This is a genomic window from Pseudoduganella violacea, from assembly GCF_014191875.1.
In the GTDB taxonomy this organism is placed as follows: domain Bacteria; phylum Pseudomonadota; class Gammaproteobacteria; order Burkholderiales; family Burkholderiaceae_D; genus Rugamonas; species Rugamonas violacea_A.
In genome coordinates, this window is the sequence record NZ_JACHXD010000008.1 from 239,390 (window position 1) to 252,743 (window position 13,354).

Genomic DNA, 13,354 nt, shown 5'->3' on the forward strand with positions numbered 1-13,354 from the left:
ATATTGATTTACAGCAACAAGACACGCTTGCAGACACTCCGGATATGGAGTATAAAGAATTCAGAACCGGAGAAAATCATGTATTCCGCCTATTCCTACCCCAAGAGTGCCTTTGAACCCAGCTTCCCGGTGGATCTAAATGCCCGGGAAGAACGCGAAAGGCTGTCCAAAACCGCGCTGAAAGGCTTTTTCAAGCTGGTGGCAGCGTGGAAGCTGCGCGATGAAGATGCGCGCGAATTGCTGGGCGGCCTGTCCAGCAGCTCCTTCTACGAATGGAAGAAGAATCCCGACCGGGTGCTCGAAGTGGACCGCATCACCCGCATTTCCTACCTGGTCGGCATCTACAAATCGCTGCACATCATTTATGGCGACAAGCTGGCCGACGAATGGGTCTGCCTCGCCAACAAGAATACGATTTTCGGCGGCCGCACACCGCTGGCCTATATGCTGGCCGGCGGCCTGCTCTCGATGCAGACGGTGCGCAAGCTGCTGGACGCGCGGCGCGGAGGGCTGTAATTGCTGCGCGCCGCCACCCCGCCACTACGCCTGCTGCGGCAATTCGACACCTGCCGCCTGATCCCGTCGCGCTATGCCGATGTGGAGGATTCCGTTCTCAGCCCGCTAGCCGAGAACGACGCCGAACTCCAGGATCTGTTTGACCTCGATAACGCCACCAATGCGCGCCTGCTGGCCGAACATGGCGGCGCGCCCGGTATCGGCGTGGGCGAGCTGGTGGACCGGGTTCCCAACTTCCGCATCATCAACGCCGCCTTTACCTATGCGCGGCCGGAAGGCAGCCGCTTTAACGACGGTGAACGGGGCGCATGGTATTGCGCGTTTGAGGTAGAAACGGCGCTGTCCGAAGTCATCTTCCACAAGACAGTGGAATACGCCGAGATCGAGCGCTTCGACGACAGCGTGCGCTATCAGACCATGCTGGCCGATTTCACCGCCGAATTCCATGACATCCGCGGCGAGAAAGCGTATATCGCCTGCCTGGCGCCGGACAGCTATATCGATTCCCAGCATCTGGCGGCGCAACTGCTGCATGCCGGCTCGATGGGCATTATCTATCCCAGCGTGCGGCGCGAAGGCGGCATCAATCTGGCCTGTTTCCGTCCCGCGCTGGTGGGGAATGTTCGCAAAGGCCTCTCCTATCGGTTAACATGGGAGGGTTCGCCGACGCCGCGCGTCGAGGCGATTTAACCGATTCAAGAGCAAGCAATGCAAACCAAGCCAGAAAAAGACACCGAACTCCGCGACAAAGTTAACCGCGAAACCGCCCGCCTGCCATGGTCGGAGCTGATCAAACATTTCGCCGCCGGCACGGTGGTGTGGGTGGCCGACGAGCTGGACCTGGTCGATGTCGCCGTGCGCATCTCCCACGACGACAAGCAGAATATCGCCACCTGGATGGCCGAAGGCAAAATCGCCAAGGTCAATGATCAGCAGGCGCAGACCTGGCTGGAAACCAATGCCAATCTGTGGGCTTGCGTGGTCAGCCCATTTATCCTGGTGCAGCAGGAAAAGCGCAAGGTGCACTAGCCGGCGCTACAGCTAAGCGTTACGATTTCTTCTGCTTTGGCTGCCGGAAATTAGATTGTCGAACGTATTTCTCATACCCGGTGCCATCCTCAATCCCGCTTACCCAATGCCCACTGGATTCAAGAAAAGCAACCATGCAACCAGTTCCCCCATATGGGTAGCCATGAGGATGAAATACTAGCTTGCATCGACTATCTTCACATGGAATGGAGACAAGCTGGTAGTCTCCATTCAAGAAGGCATCGAGCATCGACTCAAGATGCCACTTCGGCGTAAGCATCGCGGGGGAATATCGAATTTCGATGGGCGTGGAAAACCACTCGTCATTCCATTCCTGCGCTTCCTCTGCGGATGGACTCCAGAAATAAGATCGGCCTATTCGGCATGAAGCTTCTCCAAGCGATACATCATTTCTTTTGCGACGCCAGCATTGGGAGATCCAGCGAACTTCCTGATGAGAGCAATAGCATCTGCTGTACCGATATCGGCCAGTGCATGACTGAACCATTTCGCGATGACCTCAGGCTCGGAACTGGTGTAGTCAAACATCTGAAAATCACCTTCCAAAATCTGTCGAATATACGGCACACTGGACGGACAACGGAGTTCTTGAATGTCCCGGGAATCTCCTGATGGAGTTCGTGGCCTGGCATCACCAATAATGTGTTGAGTGCCTCGGCTCTTACCAATGGGGCCTCAATCGCTCGTATAAATTCCAGCAGCGCGTACGAAGCCGCCCAATCATCCGCTTTTATTGCGGCCGCCATTTCTTGCGAAATATAGTCATTAACAGCATCAGGGGCAATGCCTGGAATCAGGTCTTGCTTCAACACGTCATTGCTGCGCTCATTCAGGAGTTCCCGTATTCGCTTTTCAATCATCTTTCACCAAATAAGCAAGTCAGTCCCGCTATCTTCATCACGGTTCGGGTGTTTGGTGGCGCAGGGCATGCGCCGCTTCCTTCATATAGATTTCGTACTGGGCTTCATTGCGCTCAAAACCCATGCTGCCTTCGCGCAGGGCCAGTGCCATTTGCAGCATGGCTCCGGGATGCTCCAGCGCTGCCGCTTGTTCGATCCAGCGCCGCGCCGCCGTTTCGTCGCGGCGGACACCTTCTCCGCTCAAAAGCATATTCGCGTATAGGAACATAGCCTGCGCCACCCTGCCCTGCGACGCTTTCTCCAGCCAGCGCGCGGCGGCGGCGCTGTCGCCCGCCACGCCCATGCCGTTGCGGTACATCAGGCCCAGATAGTAGGCTGCTGCGGCATCCCCCTCTTCCGCCGCAACCTTCAACAGGGAAAAGGCGCGCGGCCAGCCTGCGGGCGAAGCTGCCGGGCCGCGCAGCAGCGCCCGGGCTTCATCCAGCGCAGCGATTGCGCTTGGGGCGGCAGGTGCTGCAAGCGCGGTGGCATGGGCCAGACCTGCGCTGGCGGCAAGCAGCAGCGCTGCAATGCGCTCTTTCATTTCGACAGGTCGATAGCGTACAGGGCGAAGCCTTTGCCCATGCCGTCATCGGTTTGCAGCTGTGTGATGTGGTCCAGGCCTGCGGCGCGGGCCAGGTCCAGCTTCTCCGGCGCGGAATGGAAGACGACCGGGCCTTTGGTCTGCAGCTTGCTGAAGCGCCAACTGCGGGAGCTGCCGTTACTGGCTCGGTTCAAGCCTTTCGCCGCCTGGATATAGGCGATCAGGATTTCGCGGTTATTGTCCGGCGCGGCGAAGATGGTTTTGCTGCCGTCCAATCCGGGGAAGCCGCCACCGCCGCTGGCGCGGTAGTTATTGGTGGCGACCAGGAATTCCTGCGATGGATTGAGCGGCTGGCCTTGGTAGCTCAGCTTTTTCACGCGCTGGCCGGCGGGTTGGCTCAGGTCGATTTCGTAGCTCACATCGGGACTGCTCAATACGTCGAAGTTATAGCTTGGGTAGCCGGTGTTGACCAGCTCCTGCGGCGTCGCCAGCTTGGGATCGATGGTGTTGAAGCGCTCGGCGGAACGCTCCAGCCATGCTTTCAGGCCCGCGCCGTCGACCTTCACGCCGTATAGCGCGTTGGGATACAGGTACAGGTCAGCCGCGTTATTCAGCGCCACGCTGCCCGCCTTCACGTCCGTGTAGTCGCTGACGCCCGCCGTGCCGGCCTTGAATGGGGAGGACACCGACAGCACCGGCAGCCGCGCCAGTTCCGGCATATTCGCCTTCACATGCTTTTCCAGATAGGCGGCCTGCGCCTGATTCACGATCTGGATGGCGCTGACATCGCCCACATCGGCGAAATAGGTACTCATGCGGAAATCGGTCGTACCAACCGGCGTTTGCACATATTTGATGGTGGCGGCGTGTTCGGCGGCGATCAGCGGCGCGACTGCCGGATCGGCTTCCACATAACGCTTGTCGCCAGTCTGGATCGGACGCGCTTCCACCGTGGTGGCGCCGCGCTCGACGCTCCAGCCCTTGCCGTCATGGCGCAGACGCAGGGCGATCACGCCCAGGTGCTTACCCCACAGGTTCGCCATCACGGTCGGCACGCCATTGACCGTGCCCTTCACCTTATCCACGCCGGGCAGATTGAATTGCGGCACAGTGCTGGTGGCGTTGGGGAAGACTTGGTGCGAGTGGCCGATCAACATGGCGTCCACGCCCGGCACTTGCGACAGATACCAATTGCCGTTTTCCATGGTCGGAGAATAGGGGCTGTTATCCAGGCCGCCGTGCGAAATCGCCACCACCAGATCGGCGCCGTGGGCGCGCATCTCGGGAATGTATTTCCGTGCCGTTTCGCGCACGCCTTCGGTATAGATGCGCCCTTCCAGCCAGCGCTTGTCCCAGGTCAGGATGGTGGGCGGCGCAAAGCCGATGATGCCCACCTTCAGCGCCAGCTTGAGCGGCTTGCCATCCGGGCCGGTTGCGGTGATCTGCTTGTCGATGATGTGATAGGGCTTGAACAGCGGCTGGCGCGTTTTCACGCTATACACATTGGCCAGCACCTGCGGGAAGGCAGGACCGGCGCAGCGCGGCTTGGCCGGGTCCACGCTGTCCACGTCAAAGCGGTTGCCCGTCACCTGGCTCAGATACGCCAAACCGTAATTGAATTCGTGGTTGCCGATGCCGGCGCCCTCCACGCCCAACTGGTTCATCACTTTGTAAATCGCCAGCGTCTGATCGCAGGCCAGCGGCGCGACCAGCGCCTGGTAATCAGCCAGCGCCGTGCCCTGGATGGTGTCGCCATTGTCGAGCAGCAGGGTGTTGGCGAATTCGGCGCGCGCCTGGCGGATCAGCGTGGCGGTGCGTTCCAAGCCGATCGATGGTTCCGGCGCCAGCTTGTAATAGTCGTAGCTCGCCACGTTAGCGTGCAGGTCGGTGGTCTCCAGCAGGGCCAGCGTGGTTTCGCTGCCAGCCGGAACCGGCGATGGCGTCAGCGTCGAGCAGGCCGACAGGAGCAGGGGCAGAACGGGAAGGCAGGGTAGGAGGCGCATGCTTAATTAATAACAGCCGGTTACAGGATGGTCAGCATGATACGCAGGGCTGCGGGCCAGAACAAGGCGCCAGCCCCCTGCCCGACCGACAGTCAAGTATTTAGGACCGGAAACTACCATTTCTTACAGGTTTGATCCCGACTGTCGGAAAATCTTACATTTTATATGTAGGAAAAAATTACATTTTTATAAGTAGTTGATCCTAAAAAAGAGACATGCAGATGGCACGTCTCTTGCTCGGGAGGCCCCCGGCGCGTTGTTTAAAACGCCATCTTTCAGGCACATCTATTTCCGAGAGGGTTCCTTGTGACCATACTTAATCTATTACGCAAAAAGGCTTGTAACTATCTTTTACCAGCCGCGCTGATCGCTGCCGCCTTACCCGGGCAGGCAGCAGTAATCAATCTCTCCGCCGCCACCAGTTCCGTGGCGGTCGGCCAAAACTTCAATGTGGACTTCCGCATCAGCGGCTTGACTGGCGCCTTGGGCGACTCGCTCAGCGGCTTTGACCTGACCGTGCTATTCGACTCCAAAGTCCTGCAACTGACCGGTTTCAGTTTCATCGATTCCAATGGCGCGAATCAGCTCGACTTGGCCGAAGCCGCATCCTTCGGTTTTCTCGGCGATGCGAAGGTATCCGGCAACCTTATCGATGTCTTCGGCTTATCGGGCAATAGCGCCCTCGTGCTGGACTCCGCCCAAACCGACGCCTTCCGCTTCCTGAGCCTGAACTTCAAGGCGCTGGCGCCCAGCGCAGGCGCGGTAGTCAAACTCGACACAGTTGACCTTGATATGTTGTTCATCGATAGTGGAGCCGGCTACCTCCCTATCAGCTTTGACAACGAAGGACTGGAGATCGCCATCGGCCAGAACACCCAGGTGCCAGAACCCGGCACTTTGCTGTTGCTGCTGGCTGCCCTACCCGCATTGCTCCTGGCGCGCCGCCGTGGCGCGGCTGCTCTGGTCTTGAGCGCCGGTCTGGTCGCCACCGTGCCTGCATCGGCCAAGCAGCCAGCACCGGCCCAGGCCAGCAAAGACGCTTCCGCCCCCGCCGCCAAAGCCGGCGATGCCGTCAACGGGCAAATCCTGGAGATCAAGGGCCAGCGCGCCCAGATCCGCTTGAGCAATGGCAGCGTGCAGTGGGTGTCGCTGGATGCCCCGGTCGGCAATCTGCTGGTCGGCGCCAAGATCAGCGGCAAGCTGGTACAGGGCGGCGACACGCTGCGCCTGACCAATATCTCCATTTCCAACTGACGGCCATCCTTTTCGGAGCTAATAATGCGATTGAATATCACAGCGCTCTGGCTGGCGTTGGCGGCATCGTTTGCCGCCGCGCCGGCACTGGCGCAGACCACGTCCCCCTTCACCCCGCCCGAGGAAAAACTCGGCATCTATGTCGCCAATTCCGGCCCCGGCCTGGATACCGGCTGCACCTATCGCGGCGGCGGCCCCCTGCTGATCAAGATTCCCGTCCCCAAGGTCGTCAACGACAAGCAGTTGAACCCGGACGGCACCCTGGCCGACGCGGCCAAACTGGTGAGCAATGGCGTGCTGTCGGCCCAGGCCACGATCCGCTTCCCTGTGTACGATATCGATGATAAGGCGCAAAATCCCGGCATCGCGCCTGAACTGGACCGCGTAAGCTTCAACGGCAAGTTCAAGAAAACGCTGGAAGGCTTTAACAACACCTGGACCGACGACAGCATCATCGTGCCGATCGAAGAATTGAAGTTCGGCCAGGACAACGAGCTGCGCATCGATATCGACACCGGCAACACCACGGAGGAATGGTGCATGGCCGTGGACTGGGTTTCCATCGAATTCGAAGCCACGCCGCCCTATGTGCTGGCGCATGGCATCTGGGCCGACCGCGGCACCTGGGATGAGGGCGAGTCGCCCGGCGTGCTGGCCGCGCTGGAAGAACGCGGCGTGCTGGTTGACCGCTGGTCGCTGGGCGTGGCGCAGAACGGCAACGGTTCGGTGGCGGCCAACGCGGCCGAGCTGAATACCCATATCACCGACTACCTGAAACCGCTGAAAGCCGACAAGGTCCATATCATCGCCCACAGCAAGGGTGGCCTGGACTCGCAGGGCTTGCAGGCGCTGGGACCGGAGTTCGAGATCGTCTCTCTGTCCACGCTCTCCACCCCGCACCGCGGCAGCGTGGCGGCCGACCTCTCCATCATCCAGAAAACCACGGCCGACGACCTGGTCGCCCGGGGCGACGATCCCGGTGGCCTGGCTGCCGCCTACATCGATGGCTGGACTTTTGGACAAGGGCCGCAACTGCCCGGCCTGCGCGACCTGACCACCTATGCGGCAACGGCGGCCATCTCCACCGGCCAGCGCGGCAACATCCCCGGCACCTATACCTTTGGCGCCAACGCCGACTTGAATCACGATGACCTGCTGACCGATAACGAGATGGATCCCTATCCCGGCATTTCCCACCGCGCGCTGGAACGGGCATGGCGCGTGCTGCGCACTTTCCAGGAGGCGACCATGACGCTGACCACGGTGCCAGGCCATATCTGGGGCACGCGCACGGTGCTGACCTACACCACCGTGCTGACGCCCGAACCGCAGGCAAACGATATAGTCGTCACGGAGAATTCGGCCAATCCCGGCTACGGCACGCCGCTGGGCAATAGCGGGGCCAATCACAATACGGTACGCAGCGTGGGCAACGTCAATACCGCCCTCGACACCACGATCCCACTCAAATGAAGAGAACCGCGATGAAGACATTTATCACCTTGCTGTCAGCGGCACGATCGGCGCTTAGCCGCTTGTGGGCGCTGCTTTTCCTGTTTGCGCTGGCTTGCGGCCTGTCCGCCGCCCACGCGCAAAGCGTGCCGGTGGCGGTGAATACGCCGGTCACGGTCACGGGCAATATCGCGCCCGGCGCCACCTCGCTGGATATTCCCTTCAATGTCGGCGGCGCCGATGGCCTGCGCTTCGACCTGATCGTACCGGTCAATGGCGCCACCCTGAGCCTGATCGATCCGAACGGCAAAGTCGCCATCGGCCCGCAGGATTCGCGCCTGAGCTTTGAACCAGGCAGCGGCCGCACGCCGCCGTTGCCGGGCGGCGTGTTCACCGGTGCCGAACTGGCCAATCCCGCCGATGGCGTTTGGATTCTGCGCGTCAGCTTCCCGGCCGCGCCGGTCAAGACCGTGGCCCTGGGTACGGTGTTTGCCCGCTCGCGCTATCAGGTCGGCATCGCCATCGAACGCACTACCCTGCTGGCTGGGGAAGACGTGGGCGTGGGCCTGCTGGTGCTGGACAATGGCCAGCCGATCAAGGCGCTGACGCCAAGCATCGCCATCGGCTCCGCTGCGGCGCAAGCCGCGCTGGATAACGGCCAGGGCGCGGATGGACTGGCGAATGACGGCGTGTACAGCGTCGACCATACTTTCGCCGTCGCCGGCACGTTCGACATCGTCGGCAAGGTAACCATTCCCACTGCGAAGGGACCGATCCAGCGCAACGCCAGCGCCCAGGTCAAGGTGGTGCCGCCGCAACTGCAAAGCCAGGGCATCGACCTGCTGACTCAACGCGGCGCGAACAACTGCGTCAGCGGCCTGCAGGTGAATATCGGCTTCAATGTGCTGAAAGCGGCGCGTTATTCGACCCTGGTGCGCCTGGCCGCGTCGAACGGCAAATACATCGACGTGCGCAAGGCTGGCAGCTACCAGCTTGGTCCCGTCACCGTATCGGCCAGCTACAGCGCGGCCGACCTGAAGGCCAAGCTTGGCAGCGACGGTCCTTTCCGCGTCAGCCAGATCGATACCCTGGAACTGGGCGCCGACGAATTCACGCTGGCCTTCCGCAAGCGCGATGCCGGCGTGTTCAACGTCAATCTGTCCGACCTGTGCGCGGGCGCCATCGAACTGCAAAAGCAGCTCAGCGTGACGCCGGTGCTGCAGGACGGCTATATCGCCTCCTTCAAGCTGGCCTTCCCGGTCAAGGTGCGTTCGGCTGGCTTCTACCAGATCTCCTTCAAGGTGGTCGGCCCGAACGGCGAGGACATCGCCCTGCTCAACGCTTCGCGTTCGCTGCAGGCTGGCGACAATCTGGTGGAGGCGACCCTGGCGTCCGACAAGTTCCAGACCGTCGATGGCCCCTACCAGGCGATCTCGCTGGTGGTGGTGCAAGGCGCCAACAGCGCCCGCCTCACCAATATGGGCAGCACCGACAGCTACTCGCGCTGGCAGTTCTATCCGAAAAAGGCCGGTGATCTGGATGGGGATGGCGTGGTTGGACCAGCTGATGTAAGCTTGATCACGCAGCAGCGCGGCGCCGCCCTGAAACCGGGCGACCGCCGCGACATCAACCGCGACGGCGTCATTGACCTGCGCGACGCCCGCGCATTGCAGCAACTGCGCTGAAAGGATGAATGAGCCGCCGACATGCCCCAGCCATGGCCGCCATCGCCACCGCGGCCTATTTCGTGCTCAGTATCGGCGCGCTGCGCGCCTTCGCCCCCGATTTGCCGGCGGAACTGGAGCAGGTACTGGGCATGCTGGCGGCTCCCGCCTTAGTGCTCCTGCTGGTGTGGAACCCGATTCTGCATCCGCTGGGGCTGGCCTCCGGAGAATGGGTGATGGCGCCAAACGGCGCCATCACCCTGCTCATCATCGCCCTCTACTCCGCCCTTGCCTACGGCCTGGTGCGCCTGATCTGCGGCCCAGCGCCATCGCGCTGACCTGGGCAACTCTTCATATCTCAATGTCTTTTCAAGCCGGCCGCAATGGCTATCCGGACAATATGGCCTACTTAACAAGCGATGCGGCATGGCACCCCGGTCGTTTCCAGGCTGCGCAGCCCGCGGCGCTAGGGTATAATCCAAGGTTTGATTTCACCATAGAAGACTAGAAGATCATGGAAGCTGAACGCATCAATTCCCTCTCCGCCCTGCTCGCCGATCTGACGACGCGCGAAGCCGAACTTCGGAGGTATCTTTGACTTCGATAAGAAGTCGGAGAAACTCGAACAACTGAACGCCGAGCTGGAAGACCCGGCGGTCTGGAACGACCCGAAACGCGCCCAGGACATGGGCCGCGAAAAGAAAGCGCTGGAAGGCGTGGTCCTGACCCTGATCAAGGCCGATAACGACCTGCGCGACATGAACGACCTGTTCGCCATGGCCAAGGAAGAAGGCGACGGTGACACGCTGGAGTCGGTCGCGGGCGACGTGTCCGAAATCCAGAAAGTCATCGAATCGATGGAATTCCGCCGGATGTTCAACAATCCGATGGACCCGAACAATTGCTTCATCGACATCCAGGCCGGCGCCGGCGGCACCGAAGCCCAGGACTGGGCCTCCATGCTGCTGCGCCAGTACGTGCGCTATTGCGAGCGCAAGGGCTTCAAGGTCGAGATCATGGAACAGTCGGACGGCGAGGTGGCCGGCATCAAGACCGCCACCCTGAAAATCGAGGGCGAATACGCTTACGGCCATCTGCGCACCGAAACCGGCGTGCACCGCCTGGTGCGCAAGTCGCCGTTCGACAGCGCCAACGGCCGCCATACCTCGTTCACCTCGCTCTTCGTCTATCCCGAAGTGGATGATTCGATCGAGATCGAGATCAACCCGGCCGACCTGCGCATCGATACCTACCGCGCGTCGGGCGCCGGCGGTCAGCACATTAACAAGACCGACTCCGCGGTCCGTCTGACCCACGGCCCATCGGGCATCGTGGTGCAGTGCCAGAACGACCGTTCCCAGCACCGCAACAAGGCCGAGGCGATGGAAATGCTGAAGGCCAAGCTGTATGAGCAGGAACTGCGCAAACGCATGAGCGAGCAGCAGAAACTGGAAGACTCCAAGACCGATGTTGGCTGGGGCCACCAGATCCGCTCCTACGTGCTGGACCAGTCGCGCATCAAGGATCTGCGCACCGGCTTCGAAACCGGCAATACCAAGAACGTGCTGGACGGCGACCTGGACGACTTCATCTCCGCCTCGCTGAAACAGGGCGTTTAAACGATGAGCCAGACCGTACGCGCTTTCGTCTTCGATATGGACGGCACCATCGTCGATAATATGGCCTTCCACACCCAGTCGTGGCTGGCCTTTTTCGCGCGCCGCGGCCGCGCAGTCGACGCCGACGAGTTTTTCCGCACCACCGCCGGCCGTCAAGGCGGGGAAATCATGCGCAGCTATCTGGGCGAACACCTCAGCCATGAGGAAGTGGCCCTGCTCGCGCATGAGAAGGAAGAGCTGTACCGCGAGCTGTACGCGCCGCACCTGGCCACCGTGTCCGGTTTCGATGCGCTGATCGGCGCCGCCCGCGCCGAGGGCGTGAAACTGGCCGTGGCCAGCGCCGCGCCGCCGTCGAATATCGATTTCACGCTGGACGGTCTGGATCTGCGCCACCGCTTCGACACCGTGGTCTGCGCCGCCGATGTGGCGCGCGGCAAGCCGCATCCCGACGGCTTCCTGCTGGCGGCCCAGCGCTGCGGCGCCGCGCCCGAGCACTGCATCGTGTTCGAAGACGCGCCGCTGGGCGTGGAAGCGGCGCGCCGCGCCGGCATGCGCGCGGTGGTGCTGACCACCACCCTGCCGGCCGAAGCCTTTGCGGAGTTCGACAATGTGATCTGCATTGCGCGCGACTTCAGCGAACTGAATATCGCCGAGCTGTTTGCCAGCAGCCCGGCCACCAACTAAATAACACCCCTCAACACCACACTAGATCATGACTACGGAAATCCAAGAACAGGCAGCAGGCCCGGACGACAACAAAATCATCGCCGAGCGCCGTGCCAAGCTGGCAGCCATCCGCGCCCAGGGCGTGGCCTTCCCGAACGACTTCGTGCCCGAGCATAAGGCCGCCGACCTGCACCTGCAATACGGCGAGAAGACGCGCGAAGAGCTGGAAGCCAATCCTGTTTCCGTGGTCGTGGCCGGCCGCATGATGCTGAAGCGCGAAGCGGGCAAGAAAGCCGCTTTCGCCACGCTGCAGGACGCCTCCGGCGTCAAGGCCGACGGCCGCATCCAGATTTACGCGACCCTGGACCTGACCGGCGAAGCCGCCATGGAAGCGCTGCACCACTACGACCTGGGCGACATCCTGGGCGTGCGCGGCACCCTGTTCAAGACCAAGACCGACGAGCTGACCATCAAGGTCACGGAACTGCGCCTGATCACCAAGTCGCTGCGTCCGCTGCCGGATAAATTCCACGGCCTGGCCGACCAGGAAACCAAGTACCGCCAGCGCTACGTGGACCTGATCATGAACGAGGAAACCCGCCGCACCTTCAAGGCGCGTACCGCGGCCATGTCCTCGATCCGCCGCTTCATGGAAAAGAACGACTTCATGGAAGTGGAAACCCCGATGCTGCACCCGATTCCGGGCGGCGCGGCGGCCAAGCCTTTCATCACCCACCACAATGCGCTGGATATGCAGATGTACCTGCGTATCGCGCCTGAGCTGTACCTGAAGCGCCTGGTGGTGGGCGGCTTCGACCGCGTGTTCGAGATCAACCGCAACTTCCGCAACGAAGGCGTGTCGGTCCGCCACAATCCTGAATTCACGATGATGGAATTCTACGCGGCCTACACCGATTACAAATGGCTGATGGATTTCACCGAAGCCGTGATCCGCCAAGCCGCCGTCGACGCCCATGGCAGCGCCGTGCTGACCTACGGCGGCCGCGAGCTGGACCTGTCCAAGCCCTTCCACCGCCTGACCATCGTCGGCGCCATCAACAAGTACGCGCCGCACTACACCGAAGCGCAGCTGAACGATATGGACTTCATCAAGGCCGAGCTGCTGAAGTTCGGCGTCAAGCCTTTCGCCACCGCCGGCCTGGGCGCGCTGCAACTGGCGCTGTTCGAGGAAACCGCGGAAGCGCAGCTGTGGGAACCGACCTATATCATCGACTACCCGGTCGAAGTGTCGCCGCTGGCGCGCGCGTCGGACACCCGTCCAGGCGTCACCGAGCGCTTCGAGCTGTTCATGGTGGGCCGCGAAATCGCCAACGGCTTCTCTGAGCTGAACGATGCGGAAGACCAGTCGGCCCGTTTCCTGTCCCAGGTCGAAGCCAAGGATGCCGGCGATGAAGAGGCGATGTATTACGACGCCGACTACATCCGCGCGCTGGAATACGGCATGCCGCCGGCCGGCGGTTGCGGCATCGGCATCGACCGCCTGATGATGCTGCTGACCGACTCGCCAAACATCCGCGACGTGTTGCTCTTCCCCCACCTGCGCCGCGAAGACTGATCCCGCAGCGCAGCAAGTCAAAAAGCCGCCCGGCCACCCGCCGCGCGGCTTTTTTCATGCCGCTTGAGCCAGCTCAGTCCTGCGTGGAACAGGCCGGCATATCGCGCCTCA

Annotated in this window: 13 protein-coding genes; 10 read left to right on the top strand and 3 right to left on the bottom strand. The window is 61.4% G+C overall.

The features are described 5' to 3' along the window. Positions 1-78: 78 nt before the first annotated feature. The 3 genes from FHS03_RS15770 to FHS03_RS15780 are packed head-to-tail and all read left to right on the top strand — an operon-like array spanning position 79 to position 1,545. Positions 79-516 (top strand): MbcA/ParS/Xre antitoxin family protein, encoded by a 438-nt coding sequence (locus tag FHS03_RS15770; RefSeq protein ID WP_183441897.1) that lies wholly within the window; start codon positions 79-81, stop codon positions 514-516. After that, the gene (locus tag FHS03_RS15775; RefSeq protein WP_229426237.1) at positions 517-1,206 is read left to right on the top strand and encodes an RES family NAD+ phosphorylase; all 690 of its coding nucleotides are present in this window, start codon (positions 517-519) and stop codon (positions 1,204-1,206) included. It abuts the gene before it with no gap. A gap of 18 nt (positions 1,207-1,224) precedes the next feature. Then, positions 1,225-1,545, top strand: a complete 321-nt coding sequence (locus FHS03_RS15780) for a DUF2288 domain-containing protein (RefSeq protein ID WP_050408115.1) — start codon at positions 1,225-1,227, stop codon at positions 1,543-1,545. A 375-nt stretch (positions 1,546-1,920) separates the two neighbouring features. Here the strand turns inward: FHS03_RS15780 and FHS03_RS27940 are convergent, their stop codons facing one another. From FHS03_RS27940 to FHS03_RS15795, 3 genes are all read right to left on the bottom strand, one after another. Next, positions 1,921-2,094: a hypothetical protein gene (locus FHS03_RS27940; RefSeq protein ID WP_221208159.1), complete on the bottom strand. Its 174-nt coding sequence runs from the start codon at positions 2,092-2,094 to the stop codon at positions 1,921-1,923. Between the two features lie 369 nt (positions 2,095-2,463). Next, positions 2,464-3,009, bottom strand: coding sequence for a tetratricopeptide repeat protein (locus FHS03_RS15790; RefSeq protein ID WP_183441898.1), 546 nt, complete (start codon positions 3,007-3,009; stop codon positions 2,464-2,466). After that, entirely contained in the window at positions 3,006-5,012 is a 2,007-nt protein-coding gene (locus FHS03_RS15795; RefSeq protein ID WP_183441899.1) for a bifunctional 2',3'-cyclic-nucleotide 2'-phosphodiesterase/3'-nucleotidase, read from the bottom strand. The genes FHS03_RS15790 and FHS03_RS15795 overlap by 4 nt, the downstream gene beginning before the upstream one ends. Positions 5,013-5,438: 426 nt before the next feature. Between FHS03_RS15795 and FHS03_RS28660 the strand changes: the two genes are divergently transcribed. From FHS03_RS28660 to lysS, 7 genes are all read left to right on the top strand, one after another. After that, on the top strand, positions 5,439-6,266 hold the full coding sequence (locus FHS03_RS28660) for a PEP-CTERM sorting domain-containing protein (RefSeq protein ID WP_183441900.1): 828 nt from the start codon (positions 5,439-5,441) through the stop codon (positions 6,264-6,266). A 24-nt stretch (positions 6,267-6,290) separates the two neighbouring features. Continuing rightward, a complete protein-coding gene (locus FHS03_RS15805; RefSeq protein WP_183441901.1) occupies positions 6,291-7,739 on the top strand; it encodes an esterase/lipase family protein in 1,449 nt (482 codons plus the stop codon). Between the two features lie 11 nt (positions 7,740-7,750). Then, positions 7,751-9,403: a choice-of-anchor X domain-containing protein gene (locus FHS03_RS15810; protein WP_183441902.1), complete on the top strand. Its 1,653-nt coding sequence runs from the start codon at positions 7,751-7,753 to the stop codon at positions 9,401-9,403. 8 nt (positions 9,404-9,411) lie between these two features. Beyond that, positions 9,412-9,720: a hypothetical protein gene (locus FHS03_RS15815; protein WP_183441903.1), complete on the top strand. Its 309-nt coding sequence runs from the start codon at positions 9,412-9,414 to the stop codon at positions 9,718-9,720. Between the two features lie 176 nt (positions 9,721-9,896). Continuing rightward, positions 9,897-11,001 (top strand): peptide chain release factor 2 gene (prfB, locus tag FHS03_RS15820; RefSeq protein ID WP_150119043.1). Its coding sequence is split into 2 segments (ribosomal slippage): positions 9,897-9,977 and positions 9,979-11,001, totalling 1,104 coding nucleotides; the frame shifts between segments, so codons are not numbered across the junction. 3 nt (positions 11,002-11,004) lie between these two features. Beyond that, positions 11,005-11,685 carry an HAD family hydrolase gene (locus tag FHS03_RS15825; RefSeq protein ID WP_183441904.1) on the top strand — a complete coding sequence of 227 codons (681 nt, stop codon included), beginning with the start codon at positions 11,005-11,007 and terminating at the stop codon, positions 11,683-11,685. Between the two features lie 28 nt (positions 11,686-11,713). After that, positions 11,714-13,243 (top strand): lysine--tRNA ligase, encoded by a 1,530-nt coding sequence (lysS, locus tag FHS03_RS15830; protein ID WP_183441905.1) that lies wholly within the window; start codon positions 11,714-11,716, stop codon positions 13,241-13,243. Positions 13,244-13,354 lie beyond the last annotated feature (111 nt).